This window comes from Acidobacteriota bacterium (assembly GCA_003225175.1).
Classification (GTDB): domain Bacteria; phylum Acidobacteriota; class Terriglobia; order Terriglobales; family Acidobacteriaceae; genus Gp1-AA112.
Genome location: QIBA01000036.1, coordinates 103,684 through 122,386 on the forward strand (window position 1 = coordinate 103,684; position 18,703 = coordinate 122,386).

13 protein-coding genes are annotated in these 18,703 nt (G+C 56.1%); 5 read left to right on the forward strand and 8 right to left on the reverse strand.

The window, feature by feature from the left end:
- Nucleotides 1-277 precede the first annotated feature (277 nt).
- Complete coding sequence (locus DMG62_07010) at nt 278-2,374, reverse strand: M13 family peptidase (protein ID PYY23725.1); 2,097 nt, start codon at nt 2,372-2,374, stop codon at nt 278-280.
- A 92-nt stretch (nt 2,375-2,466) separates the two neighbouring features.
- Between DMG62_07010 and DMG62_07015 the strand changes: the two genes are divergently transcribed.
- From DMG62_07015 to DMG62_07025, 3 genes are all read left to right on the forward strand, one after another.
- Nucleotides 2,467-2,745 carry a hypothetical protein gene (locus tag DMG62_07015; GenBank protein PYY23726.1) on the forward strand — a complete coding sequence of 93 codons (279 nt, stop codon included), beginning with the start codon at nt 2,467-2,469 and terminating at the stop codon, nt 2,743-2,745.
- A gap of 90 nt (nt 2,746-2,835) precedes the next feature.
- A complete protein-coding gene (locus DMG62_07020; GenBank protein ID PYY23727.1) occupies nt 2,836-3,888 on the forward strand; it encodes a metal-dependent hydrolase in 1,053 nt (350 codons plus the stop codon).
- A gap of 156 nt (nt 3,889-4,044) precedes the next feature.
- Nucleotides 4,045-4,566: a hypothetical protein gene (locus DMG62_07025; GenBank protein PYY23728.1), complete on the forward strand. Its 522-nt coding sequence runs from the start codon at nt 4,045-4,047 to the stop codon at nt 4,564-4,566.
- A gap of 46 nt (nt 4,567-4,612) precedes the next feature.
- On the opposite strand, the gene DMG62_07030 is transcribed toward DMG62_07025, so the two are convergent.
- From DMG62_07030 to DMG62_07060, 7 genes are all read right to left on the reverse strand, one after another.
- A complete protein-coding gene (locus DMG62_07030; protein ID PYY23775.1) occupies nt 4,613-7,417 on the reverse strand; it encodes a valine--tRNA ligase in 2,805 nt (934 codons plus the stop codon).
- Between the two features lie 175 nt (nt 7,418-7,592).
- Nucleotides 7,593-10,334 (reverse strand): hypothetical protein, encoded by a 2,742-nt coding sequence (locus DMG62_07035; GenBank protein PYY23729.1) that lies wholly within the window; start codon nt 10,332-10,334, stop codon nt 7,593-7,595.
- A gap of 58 nt (nt 10,335-10,392) precedes the next feature.
- Nucleotides 10,393-10,587 (reverse strand): hypothetical protein, encoded by a 195-nt coding sequence (locus tag DMG62_07040; GenBank protein ID PYY23730.1) that lies wholly within the window; start codon nt 10,585-10,587, stop codon nt 10,393-10,395.
- Between the two features lie 140 nt (nt 10,588-10,727).
- Nucleotides 10,728-12,704 carry a hypothetical protein gene (locus DMG62_07045; GenBank protein ID PYY23731.1) on the reverse strand — a complete coding sequence of 659 codons (1,977 nt, stop codon included), beginning with the start codon at nt 12,702-12,704 and terminating at the stop codon, nt 10,728-10,730.
- Nucleotides 12,705-12,968: 264 nt separating this feature from the next.
- Nucleotides 12,969-13,316 (reverse strand): hypothetical protein, encoded by a 348-nt coding sequence (locus DMG62_07050; GenBank protein ID PYY23732.1) that lies wholly within the window; start codon nt 13,314-13,316, stop codon nt 12,969-12,971.
- 384 nt (nt 13,317-13,700) lie between these two features.
- The gene (locus tag DMG62_07055; GenBank protein PYY23776.1) at nt 13,701-14,867 is read right to left on the reverse strand and encodes an abhydrolase domain-containing 18; all 1,167 of its coding nucleotides are present in this window, start codon (nt 14,865-14,867) and stop codon (nt 13,701-13,703) included.
- Nucleotides 14,868-14,951: 84 nt separating this feature from the next.
- The gene (locus DMG62_07060) at nt 14,952-15,401 is read right to left on the reverse strand and encodes a D-tyrosyl-tRNA(Tyr) deacylase (protein PYY23733.1); all 450 of its coding nucleotides are present in this window, start codon (nt 15,399-15,401) and stop codon (nt 14,952-14,954) included.
- 170 nt (nt 15,402-15,571) lie between these two features.
- Between DMG62_07060 and DMG62_07065 the strand changes: the two genes are divergently transcribed.
- On the forward strand, nt 15,572-16,972 hold the full coding sequence (locus DMG62_07065; GenBank protein PYY23734.1) for an amidohydrolase: 1,401 nt from the start codon (nt 15,572-15,574) through the stop codon (nt 16,970-16,972).
- A 305-nt stretch (nt 16,973-17,277) separates the two neighbouring features.
- A complete protein-coding gene (locus DMG62_07070; GenBank protein PYY23777.1) occupies nt 17,278-18,591 on the forward strand; it encodes an amidohydrolase in 1,314 nt (437 codons plus the stop codon).
- Nucleotides 18,592-18,703 lie beyond the last annotated feature (112 nt).

Below are 18,703 nucleotides of genomic sequence, written 5' to 3' on the forward strand. Positions count from 1 at the left end.
CGAGCAAATCGACAGATTGCAGGGAACGGATGATCGAAAAAATGCAATGGCCAGATTCTCGAATTCCCTCAAATTGCCTCAGGTTTTCAGAATCTTCCGTATCCATGCGGGCCTGACGTTAAGAAATTTTCCTTCCGGGAAAACTTCCCGGCTGGATTCCATGAAGCAGGGAATTGGCACGATGCAAAAATTTCAACGCGTCCGCAACAGAAATGCCCGGCCAATTCGACCGGGCACCATGGTTCACTGCCAAATGATTATCGATTACCGGCGACCTTCACCAAACCCGACAAGCGTTCTCACTGACCATCGGCTGCCCCTTGTGGCAGCTGAAGGCCTTGGCGAAGTCTTCGCTGTTCTGCATGACGCCATCCACGCGGAAGCGTCCGGGTGAATGCGGGTTCGTTTGTACTTGCTGACGCAGAGCCGCCTCGGTCTGGTTCTCGCACCACACCTGACCGTAACCAATAAACGCGCGTTGCTCTGGAGTGAAGCCTTTGATTGTCTTAGTGCTGTCCTCCTGAGCGCCACTTTTTCCAGTCTTACCTTCAGCGGCCTGAGTGTTGTGCAGCGCTCGCAAGGCTACACGCATGCCGCCATTGTCGGCCGTATTTTCCCCTAATGTCAGCTTGCCCCGAACATGTAGCCCGGGAAGTGGCTCGAAAGACGAATATTCCTGGTCGATGCACGAGACACGCTCTTCGAAGGCCTTCGCGTCTTGCGGAGTCCACCAGTCGCGCAGATTGCCTTCGGGATCGAACTTGCGGCCCTGATCGTCGAATCCGTGCGTCAGTTCGTGACCGATCACGACTCCAATGGCGCCAAAATTCACCGCGTCGTCTACGCTTTTGTCGAAAAATGGCGGCTGGAGAATTCCTGCTGGGAAGTTAATGTCATTATAAGCCGGACTGTAGTAGGCATTCACTGTCGGTGGTGTCATACCGAATTCAGTGCGATCGAGTGGCTTGCCTATCTTCGCAAGCTGACGATTCACCTCAAACGTATTCGCGCGCTCCACGTTTCCAAGGAGATCGCCGCGCACGATATTCAGCTTCGAATAATCGCGCCATTTGCTCGGATATCCAATCTTGTTGCGTATGGCGGCCAGTTTCAGCAGCGCCTGCTTTTTCGTTTCCGGAGTCATCCAATCAAGACTCTCAATGTCTTGTTTAAGTGCCGTTTCGATAGCGTTCACCATCTTCAACATGCGAGCTTTCTCAGCCGGAGTGAATTCCTGCGCCACATATGGCTGGCCCAGCGCTTCGCCAAGCTGCTGGTCGGTCAGGCGCTCGCAGCGCTTCCAGCGCGCCTGGAGCTCTTTGGCACCGCCGAGGTATTTTTCATAGAAGCTGAAGTTTTCCTGCACGAAAGAATCAGACAATACTCCGGCAAACTCATGGATCAGGTGCCAGCGGAAGTACGCTTTCCAATCTTCCAGCGGAACTGAATCCGCAAGATTGTTCAGTTGCTTGAAGAATTCGGGATTGGCAACGTTCAGCGAATCGAAAGCAGGCGCGGTGGTCCCTTTCAGGAAATGCGTGAATTCGATGTTCGGCGTTATCGCGGTGAATTCTGCCAGCGTCATCTTGTGATCGCGATTCTCAGGTTTGCGCCGTTCGATGCGATCCATAGATGCTTCGGCGAGCTTAGTTTCGAGCGCCACCACTTTCTGAGCGTCAGTGTCAGCCTGGCCATCGCCTGACAACTTGAGGATGTTTGTTACGTGAGCCAGATACTTTTCGCGCTTCTCTTTGGAGTTGGCATCGTCCTTGAGGTAGTCGTCCCGGTCGGGAAGACCAAGGCCGCCCTGATCCACATACGCGATTACATTATTCGCATTGTGCAGATCGGAGTTTGAGGTGAAGAAAAACACTGCGCCCCGCACGCCCAGTTCGTGCAGATGCGCGAGTTCGGCAAGTGCGCTATCGCGATCACTCACGCCGTTGATACGATCCAGCTCCGGCTGCAGCGGCTTGAGGCCTTTCTGATTTACGGCGTTTTCGTCCATGCAGGCTTGGTAGTAATCGCCAATCTTCTGATGGATCGAGTCTCGCTTGAGATCGTTAACTGACGCCCTCTCCAAAATCTCCTTCGCGATGAGACGATTGCGCTCTGCGAGTTCATTGAAACGTCCCCAGCGTCCCTGATCTGGCGGAATGGCATTGTTCTTGACCCAATTGCCACACACAAATTGGTAAAAATCTTTGCAAGGGTCAGCAGTCCGATCCATGGCCGACAGATCAAACGCGTGAATCTCCGGTATCTTTCCAGAAGAATTCTGGGACGAACTGGAGTGCTTCGGTGCACTTTGTCCGGCCAAATAGACGCCAGCAAATGCGAGGGCGAGCAGCATGAGTAGCAGGCGAAGCTTCATTCCCACCTCGGTGAATGAAAGAATTTAAAACCGAACAGTGTACCGCTAATCGCGGATTTACGACCGGTCCCACCAAAGTGCTATCGAGACGTATGCGAGCTGGCTTGATACTTTTTCGCGTGAACCGGCGAACGCTATCGGTGGTGCTCATCCTGGTTCTCTGTATTCCAGCCGCAGCTTTCTTCATTGCTGTACCGCAATGGCAGATCGAGCACCCGGGCGATCCGACGTTGATCCTGCGCACTGAACGTCACTGGTTGTGGCGAGCGCCGGCGCGCGCGCATCTGGAATCAAGTGCGATCATTGTGCCGGTGTTGGCAATCGCCTTCGTCGCGGGCGCACTGCTGGCAGTTGCGCTGTATCAGGAATAGTTCTAGGTTTGTTTGCTGTCCCAATCTCCTGCGCATAACGAAAGTTTCACGAATTGCGGGGACTTGTTAGATTACTGAGAAAGTCCCTGTATGGAACCGATCACTCACTTTCTTACCGGCGCATGTATCGGACGCGCAGGACTCAACCGGACTACCGGTTACGCGACATTGATGGTCACTCTCGCCGCAGAATTCCCCGATGTGGACGTACTTTGGAGTTTCGATGGACCGGTGAGAGCGATGGCTACCCATCGCGGTTTTACCCATTCCTTCATCGGAGCACCCGTAGATTCTGCAATCGTGCTCGGCTTCGTCTACGCATTTCATCGCTGGCGAGTGAATCGCGGCAAATCTCCTCCCCTCGCGCCGCGCTGGGGATTGCTGTTCCTTTTTGGGATTCTGGCCGTTCTCAGCCACATTCTGCTCGATTTCACTAACAACTACGGCGTCCGGCCGTTTCTGCCATTCAACTGGCGCTGGTACTCGTGGGACATCGTCTTCATCCTCGAGCCGGTGATGCTTGCAGCATTGCTGCTTGGTCTGCTGATCCCCGCAATCTTCGGACTCGTCAGCGGCGAGATCGGCGCTCATCGCGAGATGTTTCGTGGGCGCCGCAGCGCGATTTGCGCGCTGCTTGCAGTCTGCGGAATATGGTGGGTGCGCGACTATCACCACCGCAGGGCCATCACGCTGCTCAATTCGGCCGACTACCAGGGGGAGGTCCTCAAGAGAACGGGGGCAATGCCTTACGCTGTGAATCCGTTCTCCTGGGCTGGCATTGTCGAAACAGAAAACTACTACGCCGAGGTCCCAGTTGATTTAGGCGCGACCACGTTTGATCCGCTAGCGCACGCCAAGATTCTGTACAAGCCGGCGGAGACTCCGGCGACGCTCGCGGCCAAGCGCTCGCTTTTAGGCCGCGTATATCTCGATTGGGCGCGCTTTGCTTACGTTGAGAACCAACACCTTCCGCCTCCGGAGCAAGGCTATGATGTACGCTTTCGCGACCTGCGCTTCAGCTACATTGGCTTCCAGATTCCCGGAGAGCCTCGCGGACGTCCTCCGCTGAGCGCCGATGTGTTTCTCAATGAACAGCTGCACGTGGTGCTGATGCGAATGGGTAACCGTGAGGAGAAGCCGTAACGCTTTCGATGCTATTCCAAGCCGCCAGGCAAGGAATCCCTATGGTGAAACCAGACTGGCGATGCGACGAGAATCGCCGCACCTTCCGGATCACCACCCAAACAGTTGACGTTTCCCGCGGCGAAACGGAGAATAAAGCTTCGCGCGAGGCTCACTATGTTGGCTTATCTATTCATTGTTCTGGCTGTAGTAGTTCGTTTACTGCCGCATCCTTGGCACCTCACCCCGCTCGGCGCAGCGCTGCTGTTCTTCGGCGCCAAGCGTCCAAAGCGAGAGTGGATCGCGCCACTGCTTCTGCTGGCCTCGGCAGACGTCTATCTCACCACGGTTCATTACCGCATGCACGTCGGAGCCGATCACATCGTGACGTGGGCATGGTACGTGGCGGCAATGGTGATTGGACGTGCGCTCGTTCGGAGAGTCGAACCTCTGCGCGTGGTTGGCGCCTCTCTTGCTTCTGCAATTTCGTTCTTCCTGGTCAGCAACTTCGCTACATGGCTCTTCCAGAACATGTATCCGAAGACACTTGCGGGGCTGGTACAGTGCTACACGCTGGCGATTCCATTCTTCCGAGGAACGTTTGCCTCTGACCTGATCTACACACCGATTTTGTTCAGCGTGCCGTATGCGTTGTCGTTGCTCGAAAAGAAAGCGGCAGAATCGCGGGTTCGGAGCTAAGCCCCGGAGTTCGATAGCCTCAATTCTTCAGGACGAAGGTAGACCCTTATCCGTGTGTTCCGTTAGGTCCGCTCGCCGGACTCTTTTCCAGTTCTTGCAGCGCCACCCTCGTTTTGGGAACGAGTTGCTCCAGTTCGGCGTGGCGCCTGCGCAAGCCCTCGATAACGGTAGCTGGCGCCTTGGCGAGGAAGCCTTGGTTGCTTAACTGGCGCTCTGTGTTGCCGCGTTCCGACTCAAGTTTTTCCAGTTCTTTGGAAAGACGGTTGCGCTCAGCGGCGATATCGATCTTCCGTTCATAGACAACAAGCACCTCAAAGGCGTTGGTCGTTTGCACACCTGGCACCTTCGCCATGCTCTCAGGGCTGAATTCGATATGATCCACGTCAGCGCCTTGTCCGATCAAATTCCGATTCGAATCGATCAGCGCTCGAGTCGAAGCTTCCGTAAAGATGCGCACAGTGATCTTTTCTTTTGGCGCAACCTTCAGTTCTGCCCGCCGGTTGCGAATGCCCTCGATGAGCCGCTTAATGATCTCCATCTGATCGATAGTCGCGACGTCTGCCTTGCCGAGTTCGGCGCCAAGCGGGAAACGTGTAAGTGCAATGGACTTTGCTGGTGCCTTTTGTTGCCACAGCGCATGCCAGATTTCCTCAGTAATGAATGGCATGAATGGTGACAGCAGCCGCAGCGAACCCTCAAACATCCTGACTAGCTGATTGAGCGCAGCTTGTGCTTGCGCCCGAGCGCCGCCAGAGAAATGCGAGCGCAGCTTTACGGCCTCAATGTACCAGGCGCATAGGTCGCCCCAGAAGAACTGGTAGACCATATTCGCGGCTTCGTCAAAGCGATAGTGGCCGAGAGCGGCATTCATGTCCTGAGTCGTCTGCTGAAAACGCGCTTCGATCCAGCGATCCACGAGCGGAGCTGAGCTATCCAGTTTGTACGCGCCGCTCACAAGCCACGAGAGTTCCTCCTGCTTCCATGCTCCCGCCTCGGTTGCCTTGTCGATGTTCATGAACATGAAGCGGGCAGCGTTCCAAATCTTATTCGCAAAATTGCGATAGCCTTCAATGCGGCTCTCGTTGAAGGCAATGTCCGTACCGGGCGATGCCATGGAGGCGAGCGTGAAACGTACGGCATCGGTGCCGTACTTGTTCGTGATGTCGATGGGATCGACCACGTTTCCTTTCGTCTTCGACATCTTCTGGCGATCTGCATCGCGCACCAGCGCATGGATGTACACCTCCCGAAACGGAACTGCCTCGGAAGCGGGACGGTTGCTGCCATCGCCCATCGGCATATCTTGCATGAAGTGGCAGCCCATCATAATCATCCGCGCTACCCAGAAGAACAGGATGTCGAAGCCGGTAACCAGCTGCGCCGTCGGGTAGAACACATCGAGATCGCGCGTGTGCTCGGGCCAGCCGAGCGAGGTAAACGGAAGCAGCGCCGACGAGAACCAGGTGTCCAGAACGTCGGTTTCCTGCTCAACGGCAAAGCCACAGGCGGGGCACTTGAATGGATCTTCGCGACCCACAATGGGCTGAGAGTTCAAGTCGCTCTTCGAATGCGCGCATCCGTTATTCGTGCAGTACCAGGCTGGAATGCGATGTCCCCACCAGAGCTGGCGCGAGATGCACCAGTCGTAGATCTTATTCATCCAGTTCAAGTAGACGGTCTTGTAATTCTCCGGCGTGAAGCAAATGTGACCATTCATGACCGCGGCGATCGCCCTGTCTGCCAGCGGCTGAATCTTGACGAACCACTGCATCGAGAGGCTGGGCTCGACAACATCCATGCTGCGGCTGCACTTGCCGATCGAGAGCACGTGATCCTTGGCGTTCACCAGGAATCCTTGGATCTCAAGATCAGCGAGCACTCGCTTGCGCGCTTCGTAGCGATCGAGCCCGGCATAGGTGGCACCGTTCTGGTTGATGCGCGCGAGCTCGTCCATGATCTTCAACATCGGCAGGTTGTGTCGTTTGCCGATCACGAAGTCGTTCGGATCATGCGCAGGCGTCACCTTCACCGCACCTGTCCCGAATTCGGGATTCGCGAGTTCATCGGCAATAATCGGGATCTCGCGATTGATCAGCGGAAGCCGCAACTTCTTGCCAATCAACTCGCGGTATCGCTCATCATTTGGACTCACGGCCACGGCAACATCGCCTAACATCGTTTCAGGACGCGTGGTAGCGATGTGAATCGAGCCACTGCCGTCAGCCAACGGATAACGAATTTCGTAGAGCTTGCCCTGCTGCTCCTCGTGAACCACTTCCAGGTCGGAGATCGCAGTCAGGCATCGCGGGCACCAGTTCACGATGTACTCACCGCGATAAATAAGTCCCTGTTCCCAAAGACGCACGAAAACCTCGCGCACGGCACGGTTGAGGTTTTCGTTCATGGTGAAGTACTCGCGCGACCAGTCAACAGAATCGCCGAGCCTCTTCATCTGCTTGAGAATGTTGCCGCCGTAGAGGCGACGCCACTCCCACACGCGTTCGACGAACTTCTCACGTCCAAGGTCGGCGCGTTTTGTCCCTTCGCTTGCGAGCTGTCGCTCAACCAGCATCTGCGTCGCAATGCCGGCGTGGTCTGTACCGGGAATCCAGAGCGTGATTTCACCACGCATTCGCCGCCAACGCACAAGAATGTCCGACTCGGTGTGCTCGAACATGTGCCCCATGTGCAGATTGCCGGTCACGTTTGGCGGAGGCAGCAGAATCGTGAACGCCGCTGGTGCGTCCTTGGACGGAGTCTCAACGTGAAAAAGCCTCTCGTTCACCCAGTACTCGGCCCAGCGCGGCTCGATGGCGCTTGGGTCATAGGTTTTTGGAAGCTCGTGGGGCATGACGGCAGTACCTAAACCATAACACGCAAGAAACAGGAGATCGGCCTTCGGCCCGGACTCAGCAGGGTTCTTTGCGGGAACCAAATGTCTGTAGAGGACTGCTTGAACGAATATCAGCGATAATTCCCATGCCATTCCATACCCGAAAGTCGACCGCCGAGAGCCGAGTGCCCCCTTACTCGAACAACTCTTCCTTCCACAACTTCTGCCCCGCAAGCGCGGTATAAAACGCAATCAACGCCAAAGCCGTCGCACTGGCGTAAACGAAGATCGTCGAGCCGATAAACCAGTTGGAGAAGTTGGCGGTCATGGGCGCGTTCAGCAGGAAATCGGTTAGGAAGAGGGCTGCGGCTAAACTGACCAGACCGAAGCGCACTAGTGCGATTGCAGCAAGCGAATAAATGATGAGGAAGACGATCAACGCTACCCAAAAATACTCTTCGCGCAGAGATTGCATGATGCTGAAGAGAACTACGAACGCTCCCGCCGCGAGCCACTCATTCCGAAGAACGAGGCGCAGCAGGAAGATCAGGAAAAAGAAGAGCAGTGTTGTGCGGATGTCCGCGGGAACGAGGAGCAGCCCTGCGCCCAACGTACGGCGAACACCCAACAGAAACTCAGCGTCCCCGATGTGCGGGACCGCACCGATACGAATCAAGTAGGCGATGAATAACTGGATCACGATCACCCAGAAAGTTCCCAGCACGAATCCGAAGAGAACATCGCGTCCTACCAGCGGATCGCGCCAACGGCCCAGAAGCAGCCTGCTCCAGGAGATGATGCTATGGGGCCAACGGCGGCGGACATATGGCTCCAATGCGAGATACACGAGCGCAACCATCACGCCCCAGAAAAGAGATGTGCTGATCGCAATCACGATGCCGCCGAAGGTGGAGATGCTCATTGTGAAATGCGCTCGAAAAATCCACAGCGCCATTTGCACCGCGAAGACAAACAACACAAGGCGGAGCGCACCCCGAGGATCGGTTCTCCTTACCTGGTAGTTGCGGTAAGCGAAGAAGATCGCTCCCAACATCACCGTGCAGGCGACAATAACCAGAATAATGGCACCGGCCTGTTGTGCCTTCGTGCTCTGGTCTGGATTCTGGCGCCATGCCGGCGTCCACGGTCCGAAGAGCGAAAACGATACCGGCTTCCCATGCAGAGCGGCAGCTTCCAGTCGCAGTGGACGCGTGCTGCCCGGCCAGGTTCCGGTCCAGGCAGCCCTGGTATCCGAGCTTGCGAGAGAGTTCCAAATTGGCTGGGAGGATATGAGCGCTTTAGGATCGAGCCCAGCCGCGGCAAACAGCGGACTCCAATCCACTGGCTTTATTCCTTCCGGTCTGTCTTCCCGCTGCGGAGGAATGCTTTCGAATGAAATCAGTCTGCCGTCCAGATCGAGAATGATCGAGACCATGCCTGGGGCCGTGAACGGCGGATCGTTTTCCGTAACGATTCCAGGAGTCAGAGAACTCTCTCTGTAATCCGTTGCAACCATAAGCTGAGGACTGCTGCGGTACCAGAACCGCAGGATTGGAGGGCTCTTTTTCAGCAGGTCATCCCAATTGGGAACTGGCTTGTCGTTTTGCTTCGCATATTGCTCATATTGATCGTCATTGTCGAATCCGTAGGCGGTATCCGCCGGTGGAGTCGTGTAGCCGGCACTGGCAGCGATCTCCTGTGCACGATGCGTGAGCACTTCGGGGGATTGCTCGGTTCGCATCTTGTCGTAAATGCTTATGCGAACACCCAGAAAGTAGCTGAGAATCACTCCAAATAGCAGTACAGCGAGACAGGTCACGGCAATCCGCGGTGCGAGTCCTTCGACTTCACCTGCGGCGGCCACCATCTGCGGCGACGGTGTTTCGCCTGCGGCAAGCGCAGCAGCGAGTGGATCGCCGCCGGGTAGCGCGGCTGCAACGCTCAACACGGTAACCGGACGCATTGCGGGCTCGGGCTCGAGACAGCGCAATATGACGCGCTCTACGCCCGGGTCGAGATCGCGCACCAGACTTGACGGGCTTGCTGGTGTTGGAGTCTCGCTTCGCGTGCGAACAATTTCCGCGAGCGTGTCTGCTTGAAACGCGCGTTTACCCGTGAAGATTTCGTAGAGCACTAGCCCTAGTGAATAGATGTCGCTCTTGAGCGTGACTTCCTTACCCGCGAGTTGCTCCGGAGCCATGTATGCCGGAGTTCCATGACGGACCTGGTGCTCGGTGATGAGTTCGGCAAATTCAGCCAGCCCAAAATCCATGATCGCAACTTCGCCCTGGCTGTTGAGCATAATGTTGGCAGGCTTCAGGTCGCGATGGAGGACACCTTTGTCGTGCGCAGCGGCCAGACCGGCGCAGAGCTTGCGCGCAATTTCCAGAGCCTTATCACCAGGCAGGCGTCCGATACGGCGGAGCAGCGAACCAAGATCCTCGCCATCGACGTACTCCATTGACAGGAAGGTGAGTCCGTCTGCTTCACATATATCGTAAATGCGGCAGACATTCGGATGCGAGATGCGGCGAGCGATCCGCACTTCGTTGCGAAAGCGTTCCAGCGACGCGGGATCATTCGTGACAGCTTCGGGAAGGAATTTCAAAGCAACCGGCTGAGCGAGTGTCAGATCATCGGCACGGTAGACCTCGCCCATACCTCCGCGGCCAAGCAACGCGATGATGCGATAACGGGAGGTGAGCAGCGTTCCCGGCAAGAAGCGGCCCTGTGAAATCGAACTGCTCGATGAAGAGGAGCGAGGCGTGCTCCGGCTTATCTGCTTTGCATTGCCAAATGAAGCCGGAGTGGAAGTAGCCGTGGCCAACGGGTCGGAACTTGGCGATTGCGCCGTGCCACACGAGGGGCAGAACCTTGCGCCAGAGTTGATCTCCGTGCCGCACGAGGAGCAGTAGATGGAGGAGACTTTAGCCACGCAATCAGCGACACAACGTCGCCATCATATTAGGCGTAACCGGGGCTTATCGCTACGGCTAGGCTCCAGCAGCCCTGGCTCTCGCATTATCAGGCTGCGGTTCCCGGAAAGGAATGATCCTGGCCTGATTCATCTGATGCATCGCGCCGGCGATCTCCGGCGTGTCCGATTTTCCGGCAAACTTGCCGAAAAAGTACGTGAAAAGAATCAAGGCGCAGAGAAAGGGAAAGACGGTGATGGCGACGAGAAGCATAGCGGGGCAAGGCCTCCCGGGGAACGCCGAAGAGTATGTTACAAAACGAGGTTCTCTCGCAATGGGTGCACTTGCTTAGGGCATGAGACAATTTACGCCGAATGGCAGAATCGGATGAAGTTCCGTCACGGAATGTGGGTTTAGCGCTTGGTGAGATCGAGCTCTGCCATGATCTTCCAAATCAGGCCGGGAAGCTCGCGCTGCATGACTCTCTCGACGGCTGCAGCAACACGATTTGCATCTTTAGCCGAGTGCGCTTGCTCAACCTCGGATTCTCCAATGGGGGCGGCCTCACCAACGGCTGATTCGCCCAGGGTAGCCTTAAGTGCACGAGCCAGTTCCGTTTCAGCTTCGTGATTGGAATGCGAAGGCACAACTACCGGCGCGGAAGCAGCGGCGGCTGTGGCCATCGCCATCGGCACGACCTCGGCTGTTTCAAGCGTCTCCGAAGGCGCAGGGTGTTGGCTGGCGATCGCAGTCAATTCAGGAGCATGCGCATCGACGGCCGCTGCAGCCTCCTCGATAGCCTTTTCGTATTGAGACTCGCTGATGGCGGAAGCCATTGCAGACGCAGGAAACTCGACTACATTCGAGGCTACAACTTCAGCCGAGGCCACGACTTCAGCTGGCGCTTCTACTGCTGGCGTAGGCTCGGGAAGGGCAAGGTCCGTCGATCCAATCGGAGCCGTGGCGAAGAACGGCTCGTCTTCTTCCTCAAGCGAGCCGGCCTGCATCGGGACCGGCAACTCTGGAATGAATTCCACGTGCGTTTCAGCGGGAATTGGCAGATCGGTTCCGGGCGCGGCATGCAGACCCGGCGGCGTATTAGTCAACGGAGTTGGCAGCGGCAGATCCGCTGATCGCTGCTCGTAGCTCGACATCGCTGCCTGTAGGCGCGCCTCGAAGTCGTCGATCGGTGCGGTGGCGGCTCCGGCTGGAATCGTCAGATCCGCTACCGGAGCATCAGCGGTTCCGAACTGCGTCGGAAAATCCATAGTGGCACGATGCGGATCGGTGACCAGCGCCGGATCCTTCAGGATAATTGTCGGAGTCTCGGCGCTCTGCATCGTTTCGAGTGCGCTCTCCCGTGGTATGGCAACATCGGGAACCGGAGGAGCAGAAGTCAGCTCCAAGCCCTCGACCAATGCGACCGGAGGCTGAGGCGCGCCAGGAAAACGGTGCGAAAGCAATTCGCCCGAAATGGGAATCGTAGGCGACGATTGTTCGATTCCAGGGAAGCCGGAACCCGGAGTAGGAGCCCTTTGCACTACGATCGTCTTTTCCGCGTCGAACTCAGCGGAAGGGCCTACAGCCGGACGCGCTGTAACAGCAGTATCGGCATCTTCAGCCGATTGATCCAGATACTGAGCCATGTAAGACGGAATTTGTGGGGGCAGCGGTGCGCCAGCGTGCCTTTCAGGCAGCAGCTCGTTTCCCAAGAATGGCGTGCTTGCCTCTGCCTTGGCGAAATCCGCAGTCGCCGCAGGCTCAATTCGGAACTCTTCAGCGGCGAGAGCCGGCGTCCCGGCGGCGCTCAATTGTTCTGCTGGAATGTTCGCCGTGATCGGATCTTCTTTCTTGGGTTCTTCCTTCTTCGGCGTCGCTGTGTTGAGCAGAGCCGCGATCTGAGCGGCGTCGAGACGCATCGTCTGCTCGTACACTCGCTGCTCGCCCGCACCCGTCGCGATTGCAATCTTCTGGCTCTCTCTCCCGGTCTCATCTCTCGATCCCGGAGGAGCCGCGATCTTTATGGTCTTTGCGTAGGGACGTGGAGGTGGCTCATCCTGAGCCGCTTTGGCCTTCTGGGCAAAGCGTTCAACTGCGGCGGTGAGATCTGTGGCCTCGAACGGCTTCACGATTACGCCGTCGGCTTTGACGCGAGCACCATCCTGCGGACTGTAGGGCTCCATGCGTCCGACGGTTAGCAGTACTGGAAGCTTGGCGGTCTCGATAGAATTGCGGAGCTTCTCGCAGAGCTCCAGGCCGCTGTAACCAGGCATAAAAACATCGAGCAGGACGAGTTCGGGTTTGACCTCCGCGATCTTCTTGGCGGCGGCTGCGCCGTTGCTGACAGTGACTACATCGTGGCCGGCTTCGCTCAGAATCTTCTTGCCCATGTTCTGGGCGGTGACACTGTCATCGGCGAGTAATATCTTGATACCCACAAAAGCGTCCTTTGTACTAGTCGGGAAAACGTACGGGTGCTGTGGTGGAAAAGTACTGTGTCCCAAGCGCTAAGTCAATGAAAAGGGTACCTGAGTAGGTGGCGAGGGTTATCGCTTAGTTACCAACGGACTAGCCCGACTGGGATACCTCTAGACCGGCTGGCAAGAGCCGAGAACCGACCGCGCTCGACCGCTCCCCGGCTCGAATTGGACTTGCTAGGCCGCGTGCTTGACCGTAATCGAATGTTTGATCGTCTCGTAGACCGCCTCAGGAATGATGCGGCGGCCGACTAGATCTATTTTCGTGAGATATGGTCGGTTGTCGACAATACGGTTGGCGAGGACGTCCCCAATTCCACTAAGTTCCTTAAGTTCCAGCAAAGTGGCGGAATTTAGGTCGAGTAATCCGTCCACCGTTCGATGACGCAGGCGCATCTTGCGCGCTCGCCGCGGCTTCGGCTGCTCAATGATGCGCTCAGCTTTGTGCCGAGTTCCGGATTTTCGGTAATTGGCGAACGCGAGCAGCCCCAGCGCTCCCAATGCAAATGCCCATGCCTGCTTCATGGTTCCCCTCCATGGCGTGCGAATTTAATCGGATGAGACCGCAAAAAGTGAAGTTGTAAGAAGCCTTCGGAGCTGCTCAGCTTCTGAGCTGCTGAGCTGATCCTGCGTTTTCTGATCGTTCGTTCGCGTTATCATTGCAACGGCACAACCTGAAAGAACAGCGAAAATAACAGTGAATTTTTCCGGATCTCACCTGAACGTTATCGAATTCTGCCCAGAATCCGCGAAACTCGATTTTGGGAGCAGTGAACAACAGTGAATTAGCAGTGAATTTCTTGCAGCAGCGCTTTGATTGTCTGCTGCCCTTTTGGTCAGTAGTCCGTGAAGCCGAATTCTTTGGGAGGACGTGAAGTGCTCTCAGAAGGAGCTCAGAAGATTAGCAACTTAGGAGCTTAATGGCTGGGCTTGCAGCTGCTTAAAGGCCGAATAGATGAACCAACCAAGATGCCAGCCGTCGAGGAACTTGAACGGAATCTCTCCCACCGTGTAATGGCCGCAGGGCAGTGCTACGGCTTTGAAATCGACCTGATAGTCGCGGAAAAGCTTCACAACCTGCTCTGAGAGCTCGCGCAAGAACGTCAGGTCGTATTTTGCATAGACCACGAGCACTTTTTTGCGATGTGCGGCGAACTTTTTCATGTAGGCAACCGGACTAATCGCTAGCCAGAGCTGTCGCAGCCGTTCGAGGTCGATTACATCCTCGAGAGCCGCGCGGATGTGACGCGTGGATTGTCCTGTCCAGACAACATCGCCAAAGTATGTGGAAGCGTGGTTGAAGGCATTGACTTGGAGCCGCGCATCGTGCGCGCTGGCAATGAACGCATAACACGATCCCAGGCTTGTTCCGAGGATACCGAAACGCTGGCAGCCCTGCATCTCCAGCCAGTCGAGGCAGCACCGAATGTCGATCACTCCTTGACGGCACGAATCGAGCGTGCGCCCGATGTTCGCAGAAACAGCGTAGTCGCTGCGTTCGATCTCTGCGGGCCGGCGAATGTCATGGTAGGGCTTACTAAGACGGAGCGCTGAGACTCCATAGAGATTCATGATCGCGCACAGCGCGTTGTGGCTGAAAGCATCCGCGTTCCATTGTGGGAGGACGATAACCGCCTTTTTGCTGGGATTGCCTTTACGATCGAATGCCGGAAACCAGCGAGCATTGACGACGTCATTTTCGGGATAGGGTGTACGGACCGGCGATGTGAATCTCAAAAACTGTGCCGGACGCAATTTGCCTGTGCGCGACATATTCTCAAGCTTCTCGAGTTGCCTCTGCTGCCGCATGTTGGTGGGAAAGAGCTTCGGCAACCGCTCTTCAAGATAGAAATCGCTGGGAGTCTGATAACTGAAAAACCGATCGCTGTCGCTTACGATCCGTCGATTCAACTCGGTAAAGTAGCTCTGGGCTCGAGCGTTGTCATCTTCGGAAGGCGAGGCGGGAAAGTTACCGTTTACCTGCGGCCATTGCCGCGTCCACTCAATGCCCCACTCCAGGGGACGCACGATGCGATTGCTGTCGCGCGTGGTGAGATGGGTCTCCCACGCAAACATCCATTTCTCCCAGAGCTTACGCATAGTAATTCCAATTTAACAAACTGGGCAGGATTGAACCGAGTGCGCCGGTTCATTAGCGGATTAAAAAGCTTTTTCGGAGTCGATCAGAATCGTCACCGGACCATCATTAACGAGAGAGACCTGCATCATTGCCTGAAACTCTCCAGTGCCGCAATCGATCCCCTGTTCCCGAATTTGCTTAACCACATATTCGTAAAGAGTACGAGCTTGTTCCGGACGGGCGGCATCGTCGAAGGAAGGGCGCTTTCCCCGACGCACATCGCCGAAGAGAGTGAACTGTGGAACGACGAGCACGGCTCCCCCGACCTCGCGCACGTTAAAGTTCATCTTGGAGTCATGATCCTCAAATATGCGAAGGCCGAGCAACTTATCGATCATGTAGTCAGCTGAAGTGGATGTATCGCATTTGCCGATACCAAGCAGCACGAGCAGCCCGAGGCCAATTGTCCCAACAATCGAGTTGTTCACCGTAACTGAGGCTTGAGTGACTCGCTGAACAACCGCGCGCATAGCGGGAAGGATAAAGCAGCAATTAGCAATTAGCGACTGGCTACAAGAAAAGCCAGATTCTTCGAAAGCTAATTGCTAATCGCTTCTTGCTAATCGCCGCTTTGTCCATTTACCCTGCTGTGTCTTCGTCGTCTAATTCCAATCCTCACAAGTCATCAAGGAGAATCGCGATGGCAATCTTTTCCTGGGCGTCACGCCTGGGTCTCATTGCGCTCGTATTCACTTATGCAGCTGCTGCGCAGGGTTCCGCTGATTCGCAGAATCCTGGAGCTACGCAGGCACCGGCAGCACAGCCTGCTAGTCCGCAACCTGATCTGCTCATCAAGAACGGCACTGTATTGACGGTCACTCATGGAGTGATCCAGAACGGCAGTGTGCTCGTCCACAATGGGAAGATTGCCCAAATAGGAACAAACATTGCCGCTCCTGCTGGAGCGACGGTCATTGATGCCGCGCGCAAGTTCGTAATGCCAGGCGTGATCGACTGCCATTCGCACCTTGCTCTCGATGGCGACGTGAACGAAGCCAGCAGCCCGATTACGCCAGCGATGAACATGCTCGATGCCTTCGTCAACACCGACAAAGGCCTGTATCACGCGCTGGCCGGTGGAGTGACATCGCTCTTGCTGCTTCACGGATCGGCCAACATGATTGGCGGGCAGGCGGTGGTCATCAAGAACAAGTTTGGCCTGAGCCGCGATCAGATGCTCTTCCCGAATGCTCCGCGCTCGATCAAGTTCGCGAGCGGCGAAAATCCTAAGCGCGTCTATGGATCGCGTAATCAGGCGCCTTCCACCCGCATGGGCAACTTCGAGGTGCAGCGTGAGGCGCTGCAGCAGGCCAAGGAGTACATGCGCGATTGGGATGATTACAACGCCAAGATTCAGAAAGGTGAGAAAGAAGCCCGTGCTCCAAAACGGGATCTAAAGCTAGAAGCTTTGGCCGATGTTCTGCGGGGCAGGCTCCTGGTCCAGATTCATTGCTACCGTGCCGATGAATTTCTAACTGAGATGGCGATGGCGCGCGAGTTCGGATACAAGATCCGCGCCTTCCACCATGCTCTCGAGGCCTACAAAGTTGCGGACAAAATCGCTGCGGAAGGAATCGCGATCGCAACCTGGCCGGATTGGTGGGGCTTCAAAGATGAAGCTTGGGACGCGCAGCCTTGGAACGCAGTGATGTCGTCACGTCACGGAGTGCGCGTTGCCCTCAAGAGCGACTCGAACGATGTGGTTCGCCGCCTGAACCAGGATGCCGGCAAAGTGATCCGTTACGGCGGAGCAACGCAGGAAGAGGCGCTAAAGATGATCACGCTGAATCCCGCATGGATCATCGGTGTGGACGATCGCGTGGGATCGCTTGACGTGGGCAAAGACGGCGACATGAGCATCTGGGACAAAGATCCGCTCTCCAGCTACGCCAAAGTGGAGAAGACGATCATCGACGGCGAAGTCTACTTTGACAATTCGCTTCCCGGTCTGGGACTGACGCACTGGAAAGATGCGCCGATGTCAGGCTCGGATTTTGATGGCAATGAATTGGACGAGATGGGCATAGCGGAGGTGCACTGATGACGGCGACGAATGATTCAATTTTCTTAAAAAGAATCAGAGGGGTCTCCCGGGAACCAGCTTCAGGGAGGAGCACGGGTTATGACGGTGGCGTTGAAGAACCAAACATAACTGCGCTTCGGCTCCCGAGGTCTTCGGCGGCGGATAGAAACATAACCTCACTGGCTAAAGCCGGATCCATTCGCGCGCGTTGGATGGCACGGCTTGAAGCGCTGCCCTTCCCTAAGTTTCTATGGTTATCAATACTCGTGGTCGCACTGTCCGCGAGCCTGTCCTTCGCGCAGGCTTCGAAACAGAAAATAAAGATGGCCACTTCACAAGCTGAGGCCACCGGTCCCGTCGCCATCCGCGGGGGCAAACTGCTGACCATCACTCACGGGGTCATTGAGAACGGCGTGGTTGTGATGCAGGATGGGAAGATTACTGCCGTCGGTCCAGCGGGAACTGCCATTCCACGCGGCGCGACCGTTGTAGACGCTACCGGAATGACCGTCTACCCCGGACTCATCGACTCGGAAACCAATCTAGGACTGGTGGAAGTCGAAGCCGACCAGATGAGCAACGACATGAACGAGCCGAGCGACGAGATCATGCCGCACATGCACGTCGCCGATGCGTTCCATTCTGAAACTCAGCGAATTCCTGTGGTGCGTGTAAATGGCATCACGAATGCCATCGTCGCTCCTGGAACCGAAGACAGTCTCCCCGGGCAAGATATTTTCATTCAGCTCGATGGCAAGGACCGCGATCAAATGATCCTGGTTCGCGACATTGCACTGGCATTGAACTTTTCCGGCGACCAGCGCCGGCGCGGCGGACGCGGGGAGGGCGGTGGAGGAGGTATCAGCGGCCGTTTCCCCTCGACCAGAATGGGACTGACGACGCAGTTGCGCCAGGCGTTCATGGACGCTCAGGATTACGAAGCCAAGCTGAAGTCGGCGGAGAATCGGAAGCCGGACAGTAGCGGAGGAGCAACTCGCGGTGGAGGAGGCGAGCGTCAGAAGCGCGATCTCAAACTAGAAGCTGTGCTCCCCTATCTGCATGGTCAAAAGCCCGTCGTCATCGGCGCAAGAGATGGCTACGACTTGGAAAACGCCATGCGTCTGGCCAAAGAGTTCAACCTCAAGGTGGTGCTGAACCATGTGACACATTCGCAGCAGATTCTGGACGAGATCGCATCTTGGAAGGTACCGGTGATTGTTGGTCCCATTTACGACTTTCCTCGCGGCGACGAGCGCTACGACGCTGTGTACTCATTGCCCGCGGAGTTGGCTAAGCGGGGAGTAAAGATCGCCTTTGCCTCCTATCGCGTGGAACATAATCGCAATTTGCCGTATGCAGCTGGTTACTCAGTGGCTTTTGGTCTGCCCTATGAGGAAGCGTTAAAAGCGGTGACAATTAATCCCGCAGAAATATGGGGTGTCTCGGATAGGCTGGGCTCGCTCGATCTAGGCAAGACGGCAAACGTGGTGATCGCCAACGGCGATCCGCTGGATGTGAAGACCGACGTTAAACAAGTTTTCATCGAAGGCAGGAGCATTCCCATGGAGAACCGTCAGACGCATTTGCGGGATCAGTACGGCGGGGTGCCACCCGCGCCGCAGTCCGGTAGCCGGTAATTTTTTTCACCCTGGAGACACGGAGGCACGGAGAACTGCCGGTTTCGAATGGCAGCCGCAGAATTTTCGAGAGCGGCTCCCCCGGACAGATTTCCTGAACCTACATCTCTTG